This window comes from Microbulbifer aggregans (assembly GCF_020524005.1).
GTDB lineage: Bacteria > Pseudomonadota > Gammaproteobacteria > Pseudomonadales > Cellvibrionaceae > Microbulbifer > Microbulbifer aggregans_A.
Window position 1 is genome coordinate 74,836 of the sequence record NZ_JAIVKK010000005.1, and the last position, 19,386, is coordinate 94,221.

At 55.8% G+C, this 19,386-nt stretch carries 17 protein-coding genes; 4 read left to right on the forward strand and 13 right to left on the reverse strand.

All coding sequences use genetic code 11. From position 1 onward, the window contains the following. The first annotated feature begins 55 nt into the window (after positions 1–55). Together LC093_RS10895 and LC093_RS10900 are read left to right on the forward strand one after the other, a co-directional pair. Positions 56–895, forward strand: coding sequence for a TraB/GumN family protein (locus tag LC093_RS10895; RefSeq protein WP_226664817.1), 840 nt, complete (start codon positions 56–58; stop codon positions 893–895). A 195-nt stretch (positions 896–1,090) separates the two neighbouring features. Further along, entirely contained in the window at positions 1,091–2,323 is a 1,233-nt protein-coding gene (locus tag LC093_RS10900; protein WP_226664818.1) for an OprO/OprP family phosphate-selective porin, read from the forward strand. 78 nt (positions 2,324–2,401) lie between these two features. Here LC093_RS10900 and LC093_RS10905 read toward each other — a convergent pair whose 3' ends face one another. Continuing rightward, complete coding sequence (locus tag LC093_RS10905) at positions 2,402–5,956, reverse strand: indolepyruvate ferredoxin oxidoreductase family protein (protein ID WP_226664819.1); 3,555 nt, start codon at positions 5,954–5,956, stop codon at positions 2,402–2,404. A gap of 264 nt (positions 5,957–6,220) precedes the next feature. On the opposite strand from LC093_RS10905, the gene LC093_RS10910 reads away from it, so the two are divergent. Continuing rightward, on the forward strand, positions 6,221–6,691 hold the full coding sequence (locus tag LC093_RS10910) for an Lrp/AsnC family transcriptional regulator (protein WP_226664820.1): 471 nt from the start codon (positions 6,221–6,223) through the stop codon (positions 6,689–6,691). Between the two features lie 117 nt (positions 6,692–6,808). Here the strand turns inward: LC093_RS10910 and LC093_RS10915 are convergent, their stop codons facing one another. Then, positions 6,809–7,318 (reverse strand): shikimate kinase, encoded by a 510-nt coding sequence (locus LC093_RS10915; RefSeq protein ID WP_226664821.1) that lies wholly within the window; start codon positions 7,316–7,318, stop codon positions 6,809–6,811. Between the two features lie 35 nt (positions 7,319–7,353). Further along, complete coding sequence (locus LC093_RS10920; protein WP_319004920.1) at positions 7,354–8,037, reverse strand: acyltransferase; 684 nt, start codon at positions 8,035–8,037, stop codon at positions 7,354–7,356. Between the two features lie 156 nt (positions 8,038–8,193). Here LC093_RS10920 and LC093_RS10925 point away from each other — a divergent pair, with 156 nt between their 5' ends. Continuing rightward, the gene (locus LC093_RS10925; protein ID WP_226664823.1) at positions 8,194–8,814 is read left to right on the forward strand and encodes a class I SAM-dependent methyltransferase; all 621 of its coding nucleotides are present in this window, start codon (positions 8,194–8,196) and stop codon (positions 8,812–8,814) included. On the opposite strand, the gene LC093_RS10930 is transcribed toward LC093_RS10925, so the two are convergent. The 10 genes from LC093_RS10930 to LC093_RS10975 all read right to left on the reverse strand — a co-directional run bounded on the left by LC093_RS10930 (position 8,740) and on the right by LC093_RS10975 (position 19,324). Beyond that, positions 8,740–9,864: a prenyltransferase/squalene oxidase repeat-containing protein gene (locus tag LC093_RS10930; protein ID WP_226664824.1), complete on the reverse strand. Its 1,125-nt coding sequence runs from the start codon at positions 9,862–9,864 to the stop codon at positions 8,740–8,742. The genes LC093_RS10925 and LC093_RS10930 overlap by 75 nt on opposite strands. Further along, entirely contained in the window at positions 9,861–10,646 is a 786-nt protein-coding gene (locus tag LC093_RS10935; RefSeq protein ID WP_226664825.1) for a class I SAM-dependent methyltransferase, read from the reverse strand. The genes LC093_RS10930 and LC093_RS10935 overlap by 4 nt, the downstream gene beginning before the upstream one ends. Next, entirely contained in the window at positions 10,646–12,046 is a 1,401-nt protein-coding gene (locus LC093_RS10940) for a glycosyltransferase family 4 protein (RefSeq protein ID WP_226664826.1), read from the reverse strand. Before LC093_RS10940 ends, LC093_RS10935 begins: the two co-directional genes overlap by 1 nt. A gap of 319 nt (positions 12,047–12,365) precedes the next feature. Continuing rightward, positions 12,366–13,151 carry an OmpW/AlkL family protein gene (locus LC093_RS10945; RefSeq protein ID WP_226664827.1) on the reverse strand — a complete coding sequence of 262 codons (786 nt, stop codon included), beginning with the start codon at positions 13,149–13,151 and terminating at the stop codon, positions 12,366–12,368. Between the two features lie 365 nt (positions 13,152–13,516). Continuing rightward, a complete protein-coding gene (locus LC093_RS10950; protein WP_226664828.1) occupies positions 13,517–14,902 on the reverse strand; it encodes a glutamine synthetase family protein in 1,386 nt (461 codons plus the stop codon). A gap of 115 nt (positions 14,903–15,017) precedes the next feature. Beyond that, positions 15,018–16,367 carry an aspartate aminotransferase family protein gene (locus LC093_RS10955; protein WP_226664829.1) on the reverse strand — a complete coding sequence of 450 codons (1,350 nt, stop codon included), beginning with the start codon at positions 16,365–16,367 and terminating at the stop codon, positions 15,018–15,020. 397 nt (positions 16,368–16,764) lie between these two features. Beyond that, positions 16,765–17,073 (reverse strand): DUF6122 family protein, encoded by a 309-nt coding sequence (locus LC093_RS10960; protein WP_226664830.1) that lies wholly within the window; start codon positions 17,071–17,073, stop codon positions 16,765–16,767. After that, positions 17,073–17,747 (reverse strand): GntR family transcriptional regulator, encoded by a 675-nt coding sequence (locus LC093_RS10965; RefSeq protein WP_226664831.1) that lies wholly within the window; start codon positions 17,745–17,747, stop codon positions 17,073–17,075. Before LC093_RS10965 ends, LC093_RS10960 begins: the two co-directional genes overlap by 1 nt. A 22-nt stretch (positions 17,748–17,769) precedes the next feature. Beyond that, a complete protein-coding gene (locus LC093_RS10970; RefSeq protein WP_226664832.1) occupies positions 17,770–18,876 on the reverse strand; it encodes a hypothetical protein in 1,107 nt (368 codons plus the stop codon). Positions 18,877–18,883: 7 nt separating this feature from the next. Continuing rightward, positions 18,884–19,324 carry a VOC family protein gene (locus LC093_RS10975; RefSeq protein ID WP_226664833.1) on the reverse strand — a complete coding sequence of 147 codons (441 nt, stop codon included), beginning with the start codon at positions 19,322–19,324 and terminating at the stop codon, positions 18,884–18,886. Positions 19,325–19,386: the final 62 nt, after the last annotated feature.

Below are 19,386 nucleotides of genomic sequence, written 5' to 3' on the forward strand. Positions count from 1 at the left end.
GGAAAAGTCCGGATTAGCGCGCAGATGCTTTCTACTAATTGCCGCGCTGCTCTGCGTGGTAACTTCCACGTATGCCGCAGAAGATCGGGGACTGTTACTCGAAGCCAGTAAAGACGGGCATAAAATTTACCTGTTGGGCTCAATCCATCTCGCTGACCAGAGCTTCTACCCGCTGCGGGACGTCATCTTAAACGCCTACAACAGTAGCGACGCCCTGGTGGTAGAAGCTGACGTCATTGCGATGGAATCCGATCCACAGCTGCAACAGAAGGTAACGCAGGAATCCTTCTACCCCCCGGGCGACCAGCTGAAGAACCACATACCACCGGAACTGTATGGTGAATTACAGGAGTGGCTGCGGAAACGCATGATCCCGGAGCGCCTTTTCAGCCGTATGCGCCCTGCCATTGCCATGATCACCCTCAGCATCGTGGAAATGCAGGCACACGGGCTGGACCCCAACGCGGGGATTGATCGCCACTTTCTTGCCGAAGCGCACCGCCAGGTAAAGCCTATCCTCGAACTGGAAAGTGTCTTACAGCAGTTGCAGCTATTGAACAGCCTGGAAAAGCCGGAACTCTATCTGAAGCAGACGCTGGAACAGCTTTCAGAAATGGATCAGTTTGTTCCGCGCATCACCGGAGCCTGGAAAGCCGGTGATCAGGAGGCGCTCTACGACCTGATTTTCCGCCAAGACATCGAGCAGTACCCGGAGTTTGTACAGCTGCACGAGCGGCTGTTCTACCGGCGCAACCGAGAGATGGCGAAAAAGATCCAAACCTTCAGCGAGCAACATGGAAAACTGTTCGTTGTGGTGGGTGCAGGGCACCTGATCGGTGAAAAATCCGTTTCCGATTACCTGAAAGCCGCCGGCTTCAACATAAAGCAGATTTGACCTCCCTCTCTACTGTCTCGGGCAACTAGACTGGTACGGCATCTGGCTCCGCAATTGTTACAGGATTATTACAAACTGAAACATTTAATTTTATGGATCTCGGATGTTTCAGAAATGTTTCTAATTTTTGACAGACAAAATGGACTGCTAGAATCCGCCGCCATTACAAAAGCCAAATGACACGGGATATTTCAAATGGACCGCCTCCATAAGAGCCTGATGGCCACCGCCCTGACCAGCCTGCTCTCCGGTACCGCAGTAGCGGATGAAGCGACAACCAAGGGCAACCTGAAAATCACCTCCGATGACGGCAACTTCTCCGCCTCACTCGGCGGGCGTATTCACTTCGATACTTACCTCTTTGACAGCGATCTCGAAGATCCCACCAGCACCACGGACTTCCGCCGCGCGCGTATCACCCTGAAAGGCAACATCTACGACTGGAGTTACGTGCTGGAGCAGGACTTTACTGGCGGCGACACCCTGAGCGGCTACCGCGATGTGTTCCTGGCGCACAAATTCCTTAACGGCGAAGTGCGTATCGGCCAGTTCAAACCTTTCCGCTCCATGGCGGAAATGACCAGCTCCAATGAAATTACCTTCCTGGAGCGCCCGTTTTCCAGCGCCACCGGCCTTTATGACGGCAACCAGTTCCAGCAGGGTATCGGCTGGACCGGCGTTCTGGACTGCTTCACCCTCGGCATGATGGCATTCAACTTGCGGGATGCGGGCACACCGCGCAACGAAGGCCTGGGCGCAGCGGGACGGTTGGCCTGGCACCCGATAAATACTGATAACGAGACCCTGCACCTGGGCACCTCCATCAGCTACGAGAATGCCAACCAGGACTCCCCAGAGCTGACCGCGGAAGCCGACTACGCGGGCCGCCGCGGCCCGTCACAGCTGATGGCGCTTACACCTACTGGTGACGCATCCACCGCCGCACTGGAGCTGGCCGGCAGCTACGGACCTCTGTACCTGCAGGCGGAATACGTTATTGGCAGCTTCGACGGAAATTACTACCTCTCAGAAGACCAGTTCGAAGGTGAGTTTGGTGCGCCCGCGCCCTTTCCCTGTGACCCGGAGTTCGGCTGCTATATGAGCGACCAGACCATCCAAACCTGGTATGTCCAGGGCAGCTGGATGCTGACCGGTGAGCACAAGCCTTACAGCACACGGCGCGGTGCATTCAGCTCTGCCAAACCCAGCGGCGACGGACTCTGGGGCGGTGCCTGGGAACTGACGTTCCGCTACGACACCATGGAAAACCGCGATATCAGCAACCTGGAAGCCAGCAGCACGACCATCGGCCTCAATTTCTACGCCAATCGCAATGTTCGCTTTATGTTCAATTACATCATGGGCGACGACGATTTCACTGGCGATAATACCGATCAGTTCGGCATCCGCGCGCAGATCGGCTGGTAATAACGACACCGAGCTAAGCAAACAAAAATGGCGAGCCACTGGCTCGCCATTTTTGTTTGCTTACACAACTTGCGGGAATCACCCCACCTGCTGCGCCTTGGCTGGATCGAACACCTCCACCGGTGCCGCCGCAGCCCCTTCTACACCCGCTTTCGGGTTGTAAAAACGCTGTAGCGACAACTCCTTAAGCTCTTTCGCCTTCGCCACATTCGCATCCTTCACCGGACCATAGCCGCGGATCAGGTCGGGATAATTGAGCAACTCGATGGCCGCAGCATGGTTACTTGCATTGAGCTTGCCAACGACCTCGTCAACCACCTGCTCATACTCAGCAATCAGACGACGCTCCATCTTGCGTTCAGCGGTGTAACCAAAAATATCCAGCGCCGTGCCACGCAGGAATTTCAGCTTTGCCAGCAAGCCAAAGGCTTTCATCATCCAGCCGCCAAACTTCAACTTGCGTGGTCGACCGGTAATTTTGTCAAACGGGCTCAGTAACGGCGGAGCCAGGTTGAACTCCAGCTCGAAGTCGCCGGCAAAGCTTTCGCGCAGGGACTCGACAAACCGGCTATCGCTATACAGGCGAGCCACTTCGTACTCATCTTTGTAAGCGAGCAGCTTCGCATAATTGCGCGCTACGGTTTCCGCCAGCGCATCGCTACCCGGTACCTTGAGGATTTCCGCATCCTTTACCTTATCGACCAGGGCACGATAGCGACGGGCCAGCGCTGCATTCTGGTACCCGGTAAGGTGGGCCACCCGGTGTGCAACCACCCCTTCAAGCCCTCGGGGCAACACCTCAACCTCCTCCTGTACGAGGAGGCGATTAAGCGTATCGGGATCAGCGGCAGCGAGACGGCCCGCAGCCAACCCCTGAAGGTTTGCCTCGACGGCAACGCCGTTCAAACTGATCGCCTGGCGGATCGCATCGAGCCCGAGCGGAATCAAACCCTTCTGCCAGGCGAAACCAAGCATAAATATATTCGCTGCCAGGGTATCGCCCAGCGCAGCTTTGGTCAGTTTGTGCCCCTCAACCACATCGAGCTTGAGTACCGCATCCTTGATCGTATCCAGCACGGCCTGTGGCGAGTGAATATCTTCGCGCCCGAGTACCGAAGCTGCTGTCGGACTCAAATGGGTATTTACCACTGCCCGGCTGTGGGTCTCATCCAGCTTTGCCAGGCTCGCAGACAGGTTACCGGCCGCAATCAGGTCGCAGGCCATCAGTGCGTCGGCACGCCCATCGGAAATCCGTACAGCCTGCAAGGACGAAGGATCATCGGCAAACCGCACATGGGAATACACGGCGCCGCCTTTCTGGGCGAGACCGGTCTGGTCCAGCGTACTACACGCCTTGCCTTCAATATGCGCGGACATAGCCAGCAGTGCGCCAATCGTTACCACGCCGGTGCCACCAACCCCGGTAACCAGCAAATTGAATGGTTCATTCAGTGCAGGGAGCACTGGCTGCACCAGCTTATCCGCTGTATCACACAAGGTATCGCCCACCCCCGCGCGCTTGCTCAACTTGCCACCCTTGACCGTCACAAACGACGGACAGAATCCGTTTACGCAGGACATATCCTGGTTACAGCTGGTCTGATTGACCCGTCGCTTGTCGCCGAGTGCAGTTTCCACTTTTTCGACGGCGATACAGCTGGACTGGGTAACGCAGTCACCACAGCCTTCACACACCAGCTCATTGATAAACGGACGCCCTTCGGCCTTGGGCAGCAAGCCGCGCTTGCGCTTGCGGCGCAACTCAGTAGCGCAGGTCTGGTCGTAAACGATCACGGTACAGCCGGGTGACTCCCGCAACTCTTCCATAACCGCGGGCATGTGATCCCGGTGGCGGATTTCCACTTCTGCAGGAAATGCCAGCGCATTGCCGTACTTGCTCGTGTTGTCCATCACCAGGACGACCTTGTTCACGCCCTCTGCCAACACCTGGCGGCAAATCATATCCGGGCGCAGTTCGCCATCGTGGGGCTGGCCGCCAGTCATGGCGACTGCATCATTAAACAGAATCTTATAGGTAATATTGACCCGGGCAGCCACCGCCGCACGAATAGCCAGGATGCCCGAGTGGAAGTAAGTTCCATCCCCGAGATTGACGAACACATGCGGCTCACTGGTGAACGCAGCCTGACCAATCCAGTTCACACCTTCCGCTCCCATCTGGGTAAAGGTGTAAGTTTCCCGGTCCAGCCACTGCGCCATATAGTGACAACCGATACCCGCCAGTGCGCGACTGCCTTCCGGCACTCGGGTAGAGCGGTTGTGGGGGCAACCCGCACAGAACATAGGCAGGCGCGCCACACTGGAACCGGCCTGCGCAGAGATCCGCTCTGCCAGCGCATCCAGCCGCATCAGGCGATGTCGCGCCCTCTCACCGAGTTTATCTTCGCCCAGCAGATAGCCCAGTACCTGTGCCACAACGGCCGGTGACAGCTCTCCATACATGGGCAGCAGCGGGTTATCGTGCTCATCGACCTTGCCGAGAATCCGTGGGAAATTCGGATCTCTCAGGTGCACGTTGTACAGCTCTTCTTTGAGCTGCACTTCCATCAGGCTGCGCTTTTCTTCCAGCACCAGCAGCGAGTCCAGGCCGCGAGCAAATTCCTGAATTCCGGGAACGTCCAGCGGATAGGTCATGCCCACTTTGAGAATGCGGATACCCAAGGCTTTGGCCTGGGCCTCATCGATGCCCATGTCCTCGAACGCCTGCATCAGGTCGAGGTGAGCTTTACCGGCCGTCACGATACCCAGGGTCGCATCAGGCGTATCCAGCACCAGCTTATTCAGCTGATTCGCGCGGGCGAAGGCCAGTGCCGCCGGGCGCTTGTAGCGCCACAGGCGCTCTTCCTGTTCCAGCGGGTTATCTTGCTTGCGGATATTGAGGCCGCCTTCCGGCTGTTTGACCTCGGGATATGTAAATGAGACACCGGCGGGATTAACCTCGACCATGGACGAACTGTCCATATTTTCCGCCAGGGTAATCATCGCCACCCAGCAACCACTGAAGCGCGACAACTCCAGGCCATAGAGCCCGTAGTCCAGTACCTCCTGCACCGTAGCGGGGTTGAGGACGGGTATATGCATGTCGACGAAAGCGAACTCGGACTGACCGGGATAGGACGAAGACTTACAGCCGTGGTCATCACCGGCGATGATCAGGGCTCCGCCCCTGGGCGAAGAGCCGGCAGCGTTCGCATGGCGAAACGCATCGCAGGAACGGTCAACCCCGGGAGTTTTTCCGTACCAGATACCGCATACCCCATCCACTTCCGCACCATCAAACAGGCCCACTTGCTGCGAACCCCATACGGAAGTCGCCGCTAGCTCTTCGTTGACGCCGGGTACGAAGCGGATGTTGTACTCATCCAGCATTTTCTTCGCGCGCGATAGCTGCTGGTCGTAACCGCCGAGTGGCGAGCCACGGTATCCGGAAATAAACGTCGCAGTATTGAGACCGCGAGCGCGGTCAATGCGCATTTGATCAATGGGCAAACGCACCAGGGCCTGGATCCCTGACAGCAGTACCTGCCCCTGGAGGGTGGTGTATCGATCATCCAGAGAAACCGGGGCCGCTTTGGCAACCTGGGTCTCACTGGCCATTTTTTGCTCGCTCATACGCCTACATCTTCCGCTTTTGCACGAATGTCCGCTTCCAGTTTGTAGAATTGGCACTCGATAATTATTGTGATTCGAGGCGCGCGCCGCAGATTGAGGCGCCATTATTTATGGCTTGTAGCAAAGGCTGCCAAATACAGCGACGGCGTGGTCAAGTCATACTAGTGCCTAGCGCGCAACAAGACATTGCTTTATTTGCACTGTTCTGCGTAAAATTATGACAGCCATCTCGGCTAGCACAGAAACTGTAGGACAGGAGTTTATATGAAGCGCTCAACAGACCTGGATGATTTCGACCGCAAGATTTTGCGGGCGCTGCAGGAGAACGCCGATTATTCCATGGCCGAGCTGGGCGACAAAGTCGGTCTTTCCCATACCCCTTGCTGGCGACGCATCAAACGTCTGGAAGCAGAGGGCATCATCCGTGGCCGCGTCACGCTGCTCGACCCGCGTAAACTTGACTTGGGGGTCACAGTATACTGCTATGTGACGATTCACAACCACGACGAAGACTCGCTGAATAGCTTCGAATCTGCGGTGCAGGATGTAAATGAAGTGGTGGAATGCTACTCCACCAGTGGTGATAAAGACTATGTATTACGTGTTGTCGTAGACAGCGTGGAACACTACGAGCAATTACTGAAACGCTCTCTGGTACACCTGCCCAACGTGGCCTCGGTCAACTCCACTTTCGCACTGAAACAGGTCAAGTACACCACTCAACTGCCTCTGTAAGCCTCCGCCTCCCGGCTGCTAAGGGGTAAGGGTTCCGAGCCCAGCGCTGGTATTGAAACCAGTGTGGGCTCCTGCAGCCTGCCCCGAGTTCCGCTTGCTGACAGTTCACAGCCGCAACTAGCGGGTCTCGAGCTTGCTGGTCACCTGCCACAATACCTGCTCCAGACTCAATCCATCGCAGTCCACCACAATATCAGCGTAACGGCGATACAGTGCCTGACGCTCCTCAAATAGCGCCTCAAAGCTTTGCCCGGGTGCTTTGGCAATCCCACGGCTTTCGTAATTGTGAATTCGCCGGCGCAGTTCGTCCGCCGAGCAATTAAGGAAAACCGCTGGACCAAAGCTCAGCAGGTTGTGCATTCCCTCTTCGCTGTATACCGCACTGCCGCCAGTCGCGATCACGTGGTTTGGCAAGTTTGCCTCTGCGATTACCTCGCCCTCGATCCGGCGCAGGTTCAGGTAATCCGATTCATTCATGATTTCCTGCAGGGTCTTGTCTTCCCGCAGCTGGATCAGCACATCCGTATCTACAAAGTCCTTGGCCAACTCTTTCGCTAACAGAACCCCCAGAGTACTTTTACCGGCACCAGGCATACCGATCAGAACCACACTGCCCTTGCTATGCATGTTTATTGAACTTCCTATTTATACGGCCTACTTCGTTAATCCCCTCGCCGCGGCAGTATCAAAGACCGCAGCCAGCCCAACAGGCTGTTGCCCGCGAGCAGCATTTTATCCAATTCATCCAGATTGTGCGCCTGGCGGAAACTATCGGCAAACAGGTCCTCACGGGTAATCATCCGGCGTCCGGGGCTGATCTGTTTGATTTCCCGAGCCGGATTGCCCGCGACCACGCTATTGGCCGGTACATCTTTGGTCACAACGCTGCCGGCACCCACTACGGCGTTGTCACCTATGGAGACACCCTTACACACGATGGCACTGTCACCAATCCATACATTGTCGCCAATAACGATGGGCGCCGTACAACGAAATGGTCGGGCGCGATTATAGATGCCGTGCCAATCCGAATCGGATATATACACGTTTGCCGCAAACATACAGGCCTTGCCAATCACGATGGATTCCGCTGCCGAAATTCGCACACCGGGCGAGACAAGCACATAGTCCCCTATGGAAATATGGGCATCCCCACCCCGGGGTGCCAGTGCCGTAAAACGGATGCAGTTATCCGGCGTAGAAATAAGGTGCGGAAAATTTCCGAGCCGAATATTGCTGCCGAACACTTTGACCGATGCCGGGTGCATGATCTCCGGCTCTCGCCCACAAGCATCGAACTGGGGCAGTAAAAAGTGTCGCACTTTCCAGTTGCGCCATTGGAGCATCCATCGCTTCAGCCAATAAGGTCTATGATCCTTGCGCATCCTGGGGATTGCCTACTCTTTCAGTTTGTTATTGTCACTGGCACTGTCGTTACAGCACATTGCATTCCTGCGTCCCGGCAATTACCTTCACGCAATAATCAATTCAGATAGAACATCATGGACAACACACTCCCCCTCGATATCGACACCGTCAAAGGCTTTCTTGATCCAGTGGAAGGCGATGCCCTTTATCGCCTGGCGGCGGACGCCAGCAATCTGGGCCCATGCCTGGAAGTTGGCAGCTACTGCGGTAAATCCACGGTGTATATTGGCAGTGCCTGCAAATTGATGAACAACACCCTGTTTGCTGTCGACCACCACCGCGGATCTGAAGAGCACCAACCGGGCGAGGAATACCACGATAGCGAACTGTTTGATCCGCAAGCGCAACTGATGGACAGTTTTCACAGTTTCCGCAGCAATATGCGAAAAGCCGAGCTTGAGAGCTGTGTCGTACCGATTGTCGCGCCGTCAGGGATAGCTGCCCGCCACTGGAACACCCCGCTGGGAATGGTATTTATCGACGGAGGCCACTCGCGGGAAGCGGCCTTGACGGACTACCGTAGCTGGGTTCGCCATATCGTACCGGGCGGATTCCTCGCCATTCACGACATTTTCCCCAACCCGCAAGATGGCGGCCAGGCTCCCTACGAGATATACCAGTTAGCGCTGGCTTCCGCTCAGTTCGAGCTGGTCGAGATGGTCAAAACGCTCGGCATCCTGCGGCGCGTCCAGTAACTCGACACGGGTAAACAGCCTGCTGGCAGGGGTAAGCCCTGTCAGCGCATCCGCAGCCAGCATCATGGCGCCGACGGTCCAGGTGGTTTTTTCCTCGGGCCAGATCGCACTATCGCGATACACGTAGCCGGTCCAATAACCGCCGTCACTATCCTGCCAACGGTGAAGCGCGCGATAGATTTTCAGGGCTTTGCTCCCCTCCCCTGCCGCCAGAAGCGCCATAGTCAATTCGCAGGATTCCGCCACCGTAACCCAGGGCTCATCGTTCACACAGCGACAGCCGAGTCCGGCCACGACAAATTCGTCCCATTTTTTCTGCAGCCGCATGCGCGCGGCATTGCCGGTAAACGCACCGCTGAGCACCGGATAGAACCAATCCATGGAAAACCGGGCCTTGCTTTCCCATGTGCGATCGAAACGCTCGGGATTTTCACGCAGCGCAATACCGAGCCGATGTCGCCCTTCCACCCAGGAGCGACTTTCAATACCCAGCGTGTGCGCGATATTGATCCCGCATTCGAGGCTCTTGTAGACAGATGAGCAACCTGTAATCAGCGCATCCTGCAACGGCTGACCATCAGCATCCACCGCCCACTGAATCTCGCCATACTCGGACTGAAGCGACAACACAAAGCCCAGCGCCTTCTCGACTACCGGCCACAAACGGACCAGAAATGCCCGGTTCTCGCTGATCAGATAGTGATGCCAGACTCCCGTCGCGATATACGCTACAAAATTGCTCTCGCGGCGTTCGCAATTGTCAATTTCGCCATTTCGATATGCCGCCCACCAACTGCCGTCCGGCAATTGATTTTGAGCCAGCCAGTCGTACGCCTTTTCCGCCGCAGCAAACTCGCCGGCAATGCTTAACCCCATTGCGGCTTCAACGTGATCCCAAGGGTCGGCGTAGTGCCCAGAAAACCAGGGGATGGAACCATCATCCAGTTGCTGGGACAGAATATAGGCCGCGCTACTTTGCAAAAAGTTTTCGGGAAACACTCGCTGTGCAGTCGCACTCACTGTCGCGGTCGCGACGAGTTGATCGCTCACGCCGCCACCTCCCGAGCGGTTTCACTTGGGGAAACCATGCTCACATCAACTCTGGAAGATGCCCCGGAAACCAGGGCCTCGGGTTTAACAAAATACAGCGCGATGCTTTTACCCAACAACGGATTGAGCAGCTTTTCCACCACACGTGTAAGCCGGGGCTTCTGCATCAGATCCCAAACCAGAAAACGGTGATAGGCACGGACAACACCCGCGTCATCCCGCCCCCAAAGCAGGCACTTCAACCACCAGTATGGCGAATGCAATGCGTGCGCTTTGTGGCGCGCAAAATACCGGTGCCCGAGGGTTTCTATACGACTGCGGAGCTGCTTTTCCCTGAAAATTCGGATGTGCCCTCCTTCAACCTGGTGATAGGCCTCCGAGAGCTTCCAGCAAACCCACTCCGGAAAAAATGCCGGGACAGTCGCAGCAAAAATCCCACCGGGTTTCAAAATTCGATCAATTTCTTTCAACACCCCCTGGTAGTCGTGGATATGCTCCAGTACTTCGGAGCAAATCACTACATCGAAGGCGTCATCGGCAAACGGCAGTTGCAGACCATTACCCACACCGAGCAATAACCGGCCACGGCAGTCAGAAGCCTCGGTAAAGGGAGCGGCCTTGTCCTTCGCGGTACGTACGTCACTCAGACTGAGGTCGAAGCCATATACATCAACCGGATCAGTAATCATCAGGTGAATCGCATGACGACCTTCGCCACATCCCAGATCCAGTACTTTCTGGCCCGCTTTCAGGTTGAGAAGTTCGGGATTGACCGTAATCATCAGGCCGCTTCCCCACTCTTTTGAGGCGCACAATCAGCACACTCGTCAGTATTGGCAGCCTTTTTTTGCATCTCTTCAGGAGCACCACGTAACCGCGCACGATCTATCGCGCTCCCCTTGCCCTGACGCTGCGCGAGTATTTCGCGATAAAACTGTGTCAGCTGCTCTGCGACCCGGCGCCAGGAAAATTCGAGCTCGATGCGCTCCCGCCCAAGGCGACTGTATTTTTCACACAACGTCGGATCAGAGAGGAGACGATCCACTGCCCGTGACAGTGCGCCACTATCTCCCGCTGGAACAATGATGCCAGCATCACCTACCACCTCTGGCAGAGCACCGCCATCACTGGAAATGACCGGCACTCCGCAGGCCATCGCCTCTCCCGCAGGCAACCCAAACCCTTCATAAAGCGATGGGCACACCACCATCTGCGAGGTGCAATAATACTCCACCATTTCCTGATGGCTGATTCCGGAGACAAACTGCACCGTATCCTCCAGTTTCAACTCCCGTAACAATTGCTCAGTTGCTCCACCGGCCTGCAGTTTGCCGACCACCAGCACTTCCAGCTCCGGGTATTTCGGGCGTAATAACGCCACCGCCTGTAACAGAAAGCGCAGCCCTTTGAGCGGCTGATCTGCCGAGGCCGTAGTCATTATCCGCATCGAGTTTCGCTTCAGCCCTGGCACCGGATGAAAAACTTCAGTATCGATACCGTTGTATATCAGCTGCATTTGCTCCCGGCGCACACCAAACTGATCGACAATATCCTCTAGAGATTGCGTTGATACCGTAACAATATGTTTTAACTTTCTTGCAACGCGTTTCTGCATGCGTAAAAAGTTGTGCCAGCGCCGCACCAGCAGGCGATAAAACCAATCCGGTGCCGCATCGAGCGCCAGCTGGCGGTCGCGGGTTATCGGGTGATGTATTGTCGCTACTACGGGAATTCCCGATTTTTCGATATCAAGCAGGCCATAACACAGGGACTGGTTATCGTGAACAATATCGTATTGCGTTCCGTCACGACGTAAATACCTGGACACGCGCCGACCAAAGGTATAGGGCTCGGCAAATCCACCGGTCAGCTTACTGAACCACTCAAAAAAATCGGCCCAGCTTCGTAAATGCCGAAGGCGAAGCGCCATGGCCGGATTGGCATGTTCATAGAGATTGAGACCGGGCATTTTAATCAGGCGAACCCGCGCATCCAGTTCCGGATACGGCTGCCCGGAGATGACATCGACCTCATGACCGGCATCCACCAGCGCTTTACTGAGGTAATGCAGATAAATTCCCTGCCCGCCGCAATGGGGATGACTGCGATAGCCCAGCAGGCAGATTTTCAGCGGTCGATCAGCAACCGCGAGACCGTCGGTAGATTCTCCCAAGGCGGTCATAAACTCCCCATATTTTATTGTTCTGGCAAGGCAAACTGCCGGTTGCCGAAAGGGCAAAGAATACACCGGCGAAGATATGACTGCCATACGCCATCGGTCCACATAATTGATGGGACTGTTCAGTCAACTTCAATATGGCAATACATACCCGTAATTGGCAGCCCCCGAGTGAATACAACCCGGAAAATCCCCCACCTGCCCCGCCATATATACGGCAAAACCGGTATTACTGATTTCCAGAACGGTGCGCACAACAAAGCCCCGGACGTCACATATTCATGCGGCGTCCGGGGCGATGAAGTCTGGAGCAACGTTCAGATCAGAAGCTGAATTTATAGCCAATCCCGAGATTGAAGATCCACGAGTCATAATCCATATCGTCTTTAATTCGCACTGACTCAACAGCACCGGTACTCAGGGTCAGGGCATCAAAGCCGAGCTCCAGTTCCGGATCCGCATCGATATACATTGCAGAGGCGTTGAACAACCAGTTGGCATTGCGACCAAATTCAATATCGACACCGACCTGAGCAGTCCAGCTAAACGAACTACCGAAATTGATCAGGCCGTAATCGCCTGTACTGTCACTGTAAACCGGACGCAGGAAATCCTGTTCAATATCAGTGTAATTAATACCAACACCCACATAGGGCTGAACCCAGGATTCCACACAGACCGGATACCAGTCCAGATAGAGACTGGTTACATAAGTTTCAAAATCGCCGACACTATCAGAAGCGCGAACATCAAAGTCCTCCGTCCGCACAAAGGCATCGATGCTTGCATCGAGATCTGCACTGTTCATGTGGTACAACTCTAATGCCCAGTGGTCGGCCACAAAGAACGTACCGTTGATGAACCAGGTCGTATCTTCATCCAGATTCAGGGAGACATTCCCGATACCCTCAACCAGGGTGTCCGGGTCATTCGGATCTTCGACAAGAAACTCCAAATCATCCCGGGTGGACAATACGGAATCGTCAACATCCATGTAGGCAGCACCGATGCGTACGATCATGTCGCCGCCGGTAAAGTCGGCAAATGCCGGGGAGGTTGCGCCCACGGCGGCAAACGCCAGCGGGAGAATCAGGGACTTGGTTCGCATGGTTAACTCCTTTTAACTCTGAAATGCTCCATGGCCGCAGGAGACACACCTCTTCCTTCGTGACTCCGGCACGCGGTTAAATTCAGTATAGGTGGAGTTTTCAGAGAAACCGCAAGGAATACCTACGCAAGTCCCGTCAAATAGGAAGAAATTTCTGCAAGAAAAAAAATGCAAAAAAATGCCCGCCAAAAGGCGGGCCAGGATTCTCGAACACACTTTCAGGAGGAGAGTTTGCGACACACTGCGTACTAAGCCGCAGCTGTCTGTTTTTAGGTATAGCAGAGCTCACCACCCCGCCTTATCTTCTGTCACAAATCCCCTTGAATACAGGTCGCAATCAACGCCGGTAAAAATTTCCGATTGCTTTATACACGCTGCAGGTAACTCTGGTACTCAACGTCAGTCACCCGCGCTGCAATTTCCGCCTGCTCCTGCTGCTTCAGCAGTACGAACAAATCGACAAATTCCGGATCCAGGTATTCCTGCCAGATCGGACTGTCAGCAAAGCGCTGCAGAGCACTACCCCAGTTGTTAATAAGCTGCTCACTTTCAACCTGGTAGGCATCGCCCTCGACCGCAGCCGGAGGTTGTAAACCATTTTCCAGTCCGTGACAGACGCCCGCCAGAATCGCTGCCAACACCAGATACGCATTGACATCAGCACCGGCAATACGGTGTTCGATGCGCCGCGCCTTGCTCTCGCTGGCAGGGATACGGAAAGTCACCGTGCGGTTGTCATAACCCCAACACAAGTTGAGCGGCGCATGGCTACTTTCCTGAAAGCGACGATAGGAGTTGCTGTGTGGTGCAAACACCGCCATGGCATCATTCGCCGTGGCCATCATGCCCGCTACGGCATGGCGCAGCAGATCAGCCCCCCGATCAGTTCCATCGTCAAAAACATTATTGCCCTCGCCATCAATCAGGCTCATATGCACATGCATGCCATTTCCCGCCCGATCTCCGAATGGCTTGGCCATCGCACTCACACGCAAGCCATGACTGCGGGCGACCCCTTTGAGCAGGCGCTTGAACAGCAGCGTTTGATCCGCGACTTTCAGCGGGTCATCACAATGCAGCAGGTTGATTTCGAACTGGCCGGGGGCACACTCGGACAGAATCGAATCTGCAGGGATTCCCTGCTCTTCACAGGCCGCACGCACGTCCGCAAAAAAGTGACGCTGAGCGTCCAGCTCTGCGAGGTCATAAACGTCGGTTGATGGCACCAGCTCTGAATCGTTATCGCTCACCGGCAGAGGATGCCCCTGTGCATCCATATCTTCCTTGAGGAGATAAAACTCAAGCTCGGTGGCACACACTGCTTTGTAACCCAAGTCAGCAAGGCGAGATACCACCTTCTGCAGCTGGGCGCGAGGATCTGCATAGAGTTCGGAACCGTCCGCCTCATACAGCTGCATGTGCAGTTGCGCGGTTTTTTCCCGGTGCCAGGGTGCAAGACAGATTGGCGAAACCGGGTGGCAGACACCATCACTGTCTCCGCTGGCAAATACCAGGGGACTGTTCTCGATGTCTCGGCCCCAGATATCGAGGCTTACCGCACTGCGCGGCATCTGCAACCCGCCCGCGAGCAGTTTGCGAGCAGAGTCTGCAGGCAACCACTTACCTCGGGGGATTCCATTGATATCGAATGCAAAGCCCTCAATCCATTTAAGATCCGGGTGCTCACTCAGAAAAGCCTCAGAAGCTTCAAGGATGTCTGCGGGCGGCTGATATTGTTTTTCTACTGCCATAAAGTGTTTTCGCGTTTGCTGGAATGGCCCTGCCCACCCTGTGTCGGGTTGAGATCCGGGCCAGTGTATGACCAGGAACCCAAAACGTAAAAATGGGGGGCAGGTTCGGACGATATTACGCCATCGCCTGGGCGGTATCATCCAGCGCGCGTCGCGCTTTTTCCACCAGCTCATCAACCTGGTCGCAGGTAATGATCAGCGGCGGAGCAATGATCATGGTATCGCCGGTAGCTCGCATGACCAGACCGTTCTTGATACTCATATCACGACACACGGTACCGGCTGTGCTCTTGTCATCAAATCGCGCGCGACTGCCCTTGTCTTTGACCAGTTCCAGCGCGCCAACGAGGCCGAGATTACGCGCCTCCCCCACAATCGGGTGATCCGCCAACTCCGCCCAGCGCTTGGCCAGGTAAGGCCCGGTATTATCGCGCACGTTTTCGATGATTTTTTCATCTCGCAGAATATTCAGGGTGGCGATACCTGCCATACAGGCCGCCGGGTGTGCCGAGTAGGTGTAGCCGTGGGTAAACTCGCCACCCTTGGCCTTAATCACGTCCGCCACCCGATCGCTGATCATGGTGCCACCCAGTGGGAAATAGCCATTGGTGACCGCTTTCGCAAACGTCATCAGATCCGGCTGCATACCGTAGTAGTCAGCACCGAACCACTCACCGGTACGCCCGAAACCAAAGATCACCTCATCCATTACCAGCAGGATGTCGTACTGATCCAGAACCTTTTTCACTTCCGGCCAGTAAGTTTCCGGCGGAATAATTACCCCACCGGCACCCTGGATCGGCTCAGCGATAAACGCGGCCACTTTTTCAGGCCCCAGCTCCTGGATTTTCTCATCCAGGCAGCGAGCGGCATAAACACCGAACTCCTCCGGTGACATGTCGCCACCTTCACCGAACCAGTAGGGTTGCTGGATATGCTCGATGTAGTCCAGTGCCTGGAACTGCTTGTGCATACCGCCCATACCGCCGAGACTCGCGCCTCCGATGGTAGAACCGTGATAGGCGTTCTGGCGTGAAATGACGATGCGCTTTTCCGGCTGATCTTTCAGGTCCCAATAGCGACGAATCAGACGCAGATTGGTGTCATTTGCCTCGGAGCCGGAGCCGGTAAAGAACACGTTATTCATGTGCGCCGGAGTAACTTCCGCCAGCAGGTCTGCCAGCTCAATGGAAGGTACGGTGGTGCACTGGAAGAAGCTGTTGTAGAACGGCAGTTTGTTGAGCTGCTCGTAGATCGCCTCACTGATTTCACGGCGGCTGTAACCCAGGTTACAGCACCAGAGGCCGGACATGCCGTCGAGCATGGTGTGCCCGTCGATATCAGTGATGTAGGCGCCCTCGGCACTGGTGATTACACGGGTTCCCTGGCGCCCCAGATCGTGAAAATCGGTAAACGGGTGCAGAAGGTGCTCGCGATCGTGTTGTTGTAATTGGCTTTTGTTCATGACCTCACTCCTGAATCACTGATTCGTATCTGCAATCGCCCAAACAGGGCGACCAAAAATGTGATCACATTCTAGGGGGAGCCCCAAGGGTTATGCAAGAACTATCGATAACTGCGCGAACGCTTGCGCTAAATACAGTTCGCTAAACACTATAGTCGTGACCAATGCACCGGGAACCTTTCAAACCCCAGCACTCCAACTGACACCCGGAAAGTTGCCGCGAGCACGCAGGGCAAAGCAAACCCACAAAGGGTGAAAACAGGAGCACCGAGGGGATAACGGGTACAACGATAGAGAGGTAACAAAGGTGGGAAACGCGCCGGCACGGCAATCGGCCGACGCATAAGACGAACGGTTTAACCAGGCCTCCTGAGGCTGACCTGGGGCAACACTGCCGTCAGAAGGCGCAGTCCACTGCGTCCAGCAGCATATGGATCACCAGGCCAATACCCAGCCAGCGCACGGGCTTCCAGGGTAAAAACATCGCCGCACCATAGAACGAAATCGGGAACATGGTGTGCAGGGGGTGGAAGTTGATACTGCAGCGATTCGGGTCGTATATCGGATCCGCCAGCAAATGGTCCAGATCAACCAGGTTCGCCGCCAACATGATAAGCGCCGCTTTCTTCCATTCTTCACGAAAGAAAAACCAGGCGATCGCCACAGGCACCAGTACGTGCAGCAGGATATGGAAATAACTAAACATCAGGATTGCATTAACTCTTCTGCAGAAATGGACCCGAGGCCCTCTTCGATATCCTGGCGAATCGCAGTGCGAACCCGCTGGATATCCTTACTTGCAATGGCCTCAATCAGGTCCTGGTGGCGATCCGGTAGCTCCTGCACACCAAACCGCTGAAACACGAGGTGTTGCAACGGAGCCGTCTGCAGCCACAGGCTTTCGATCAGGGAAAGGATGATGTGCGGGCGCCCGAGCTGATAGAGAGTAAAGTGAAACTCCAGGTTGCCGGTGACATACTCCTGCATGTCCTGGCTAGCCAGCGCCCGGGTGACCCGGTCGTCCAGCGCCCGCAACTGCTCCAGCTCCACCTCCCCCACGAACGGTAAAGCCTGCTCAGCAGCCTGGCATTCCAGCGCCACCCGAGCTGCACAGATTTCGTCCAGCTTTTCGCGGGTCATTGTGGGTACCGTGACCCTGCGGGTATCGGACAATTCCAGCGCGCGCTCGGAGGTCAACCGGCGCAGTGCTTCGCGCACGGGCATCGGACTGCAATCCAGCTCCGCCGCCAGCCCCCGTATCGTGACCGACTTACCGGGCAGAAACTGCCCCCTCAGAATGGCGTCTCGCACCTGGTAGTACACCCGTTCCTGCGTAGTGCGAAACTCTTCCTGTGGTTCATTGAATGCGGATTCAGTCATATACGCGATACCGGCTCGAAAATCAGGCAGACATTGCCAGCGCCAGCTTGTGCGGCGCCTGGTCTCCACCGACTTCGATCAACTCATCGGCGATCGCGCCAGTTTGCCACATTTCAAAGAAATCCTCCGCCACAGATTTCGCCGCGTCCACCACCGAGTGCCAATACTTCAGGCGCTCTTCTGTAGTGAGCTTCACGAAATCATCCCGATCCGGGATCTTTCCAAACGGCAATTTGGCGACCCAGGACGGCGACGGAGCAACCAGTATCACGTTCTGCATCGCCCCACCCCGCACCCAGCGCCAGCGGAAGCTCTTGTCGAACCAGCCCGGCACCATATACGGGAAGAAGTGCGGATACAGCACCAGTCCTTCCGGGTGCTTAAAGCCGAGATCGAAGTGGTAGTCGGTAATACCGCCGTCGCGGTAATTCCCTGCCGGAGCACCCTGAGGCGTCGGCACGCCGGCCATCACCAGCGGAATGGACCCACTGGCCAATACCGAGGCGCAGACGTTGTCCTGGCTCAAACGGGTATTAGTGGTACTCAGGTGATCGAAGGCGATACCGGACTGCTCGCCGGAATGGAAAACCACCCGATCCCAAAACGCGCTGAGGCTGCGCCGGCTCACGGCATTGGCCAGTGCCGACGCGAGAAGCGCCGGCGCCAGCACCATTTTTTTCTCGCTGGCCAGAGGACCGCGACCACGGACAGTCACGAAGTGGCTGTGCCACACCGGGTTATCGGCGACTTCACGGGCACCATTGCTGCCTAGTACTGCTTGCAGGATCTGCTCTCCCGCAGCGGTTACTTCCGCCGGTGTTGGCCTGTCCGTTGCGTAGGTCTGGTTGATATAGCCGTATTCCAGCTTTTCCAGCGCTTCCAGCGGGTTGGATGTCGCGTAACACATATTGCGGAAGCTGCCGATCGACGACCCTAAAGTCACAATCGGCGCCGTGCGATCGCGGAAGAACTCCCGCATCAGCACGCGATCCAGCTGACTGATCGCCAGCCATTTCGGCCCGCCCGAGGCGCCCACCAAGGTGGAAATCTGCCCCTGACTCAGGCCTTCCTCTCGCACCCTCTGCGCGGCGCTGGCGCCCGCGAGGATCACACAACTTCTCTGTTTCACGAACGAATCACCACTCTCCAGTGTTTTCCATGGATGCCCAGGGCTCCTGCGGCGCAAGGGGCTCACCCTTTTGCAACAACTCGATGGAAATGTCATCCGGGGAGCGAATGAAGGCCATATAGCCATCCCGCGGCGGACGGTTGATCGTCACCCCATTATCCATAAGATGCTGACAGGTCGCGTAGATATCATCTACCTGGTACGCCAGGTGACCGAAATTCCGGCCACCGGAGTAGGACTCCGGATCCCAGTTGTAAGTAAGTTCCACGCAGGGACGCTTGTTTTCGCGAGCGGCATCCGCATCTCCGGGGGCTGCCAGAAACACCAGGGTAAAACGGCCTTTTTCGTAGTCATTGCGCGCCACCTCAACCAGGCCAAGCTTGTCGCAATAAAACTTTAAAGATTCGTCCAAATCGGTGACGCGCACCATAGTGTGCAAATATTCCACTGCAGGTCCTCCTTAGCGGGATTACAATCGCGGGACAACTTAATCGGTAAACTCATCAGATA

Bases quoted from the DNA above. Each gene is read 5' to 3' on its own strand.
- LC093_RS10900 (WP_226664818.1), top strand. From the start codon at position 1,091: ATGGACCGCCTCCATAAGAGCCTGATGGCCACCGCCCTGACCAGCCTG.
- LC093_RS10905 (WP_226664819.1), bottom strand. From the start codon at position 5,956: ATGAGCGAGCAAAAAATGGCCAGTGAGACCCAGGTTGCCAAAGCGGCC.
- LC093_RS10910 (WP_226664820.1), top strand. From the start codon at position 6,221: ATGAAGCGCTCAACAGACCTGGATGATTTCGACCGCAAGATTTTGCGG.
- LC093_RS10915 (WP_226664821.1), bottom strand. From the start codon at position 7,318: ATGCATAGCAAGGGCAGTGTGGTTCTGATCGGTATGCCTGGTGCCGGT.
- LC093_RS10920 (WP_319004920.1), bottom strand. From the start codon at position 8,037: ATGCTCCAATGGCGCAACTGGAAAGTGCGACACTTTTTACTGCCCCAG.
- LC093_RS10925 (WP_226664823.1), top strand. From the start codon at position 8,194: ATGGACAACACACTCCCCCTCGATATCGACACCGTCAAAGGCTTTCTT.
- LC093_RS10935 (WP_226664825.1), bottom strand. From the start codon at position 10,646: ATGATTACGGTCAATCCCGAACTTCTCAACCTGAAAGCGGGCCAGAAA.
- LC093_RS10940 (WP_226664826.1), bottom strand. From the start codon at position 12,046: ATGACCGCCTTGGGAGAATCTACCGACGGTCTCGCGGTTGCTGATCGA.
- LC093_RS10945 (WP_226664827.1), bottom strand. From the start codon at position 13,151: ATGCGAACCAAGTCCCTGATTCTCCCGCTGGCGTTTGCCGCCGTGGGC.
- LC093_RS10950 (WP_226664828.1), bottom strand. From the start codon at position 14,902: ATGGCAGTAGAAAAACAATATCAGCCGCCCGCAGACATCCTTGAAGCT.
- LC093_RS10955 (WP_226664829.1), bottom strand. From the start codon at position 16,367: ATGAACAAAAGCCAATTACAACAACACGATCGCGAGCACCTTCTGCAC.
- LC093_RS10960 (WP_226664830.1), bottom strand. From the start codon at position 17,073: ATGTTTAGTTATTTCCATATCCTGCTGCACGTACTGGTGCCTGTGGCG.
- LC093_RS10965 (WP_226664831.1), bottom strand. From the start codon at position 17,747: ATGACTGAATCCGCATTCAATGAACCACAGGAAGAGTTTCGCACTACG.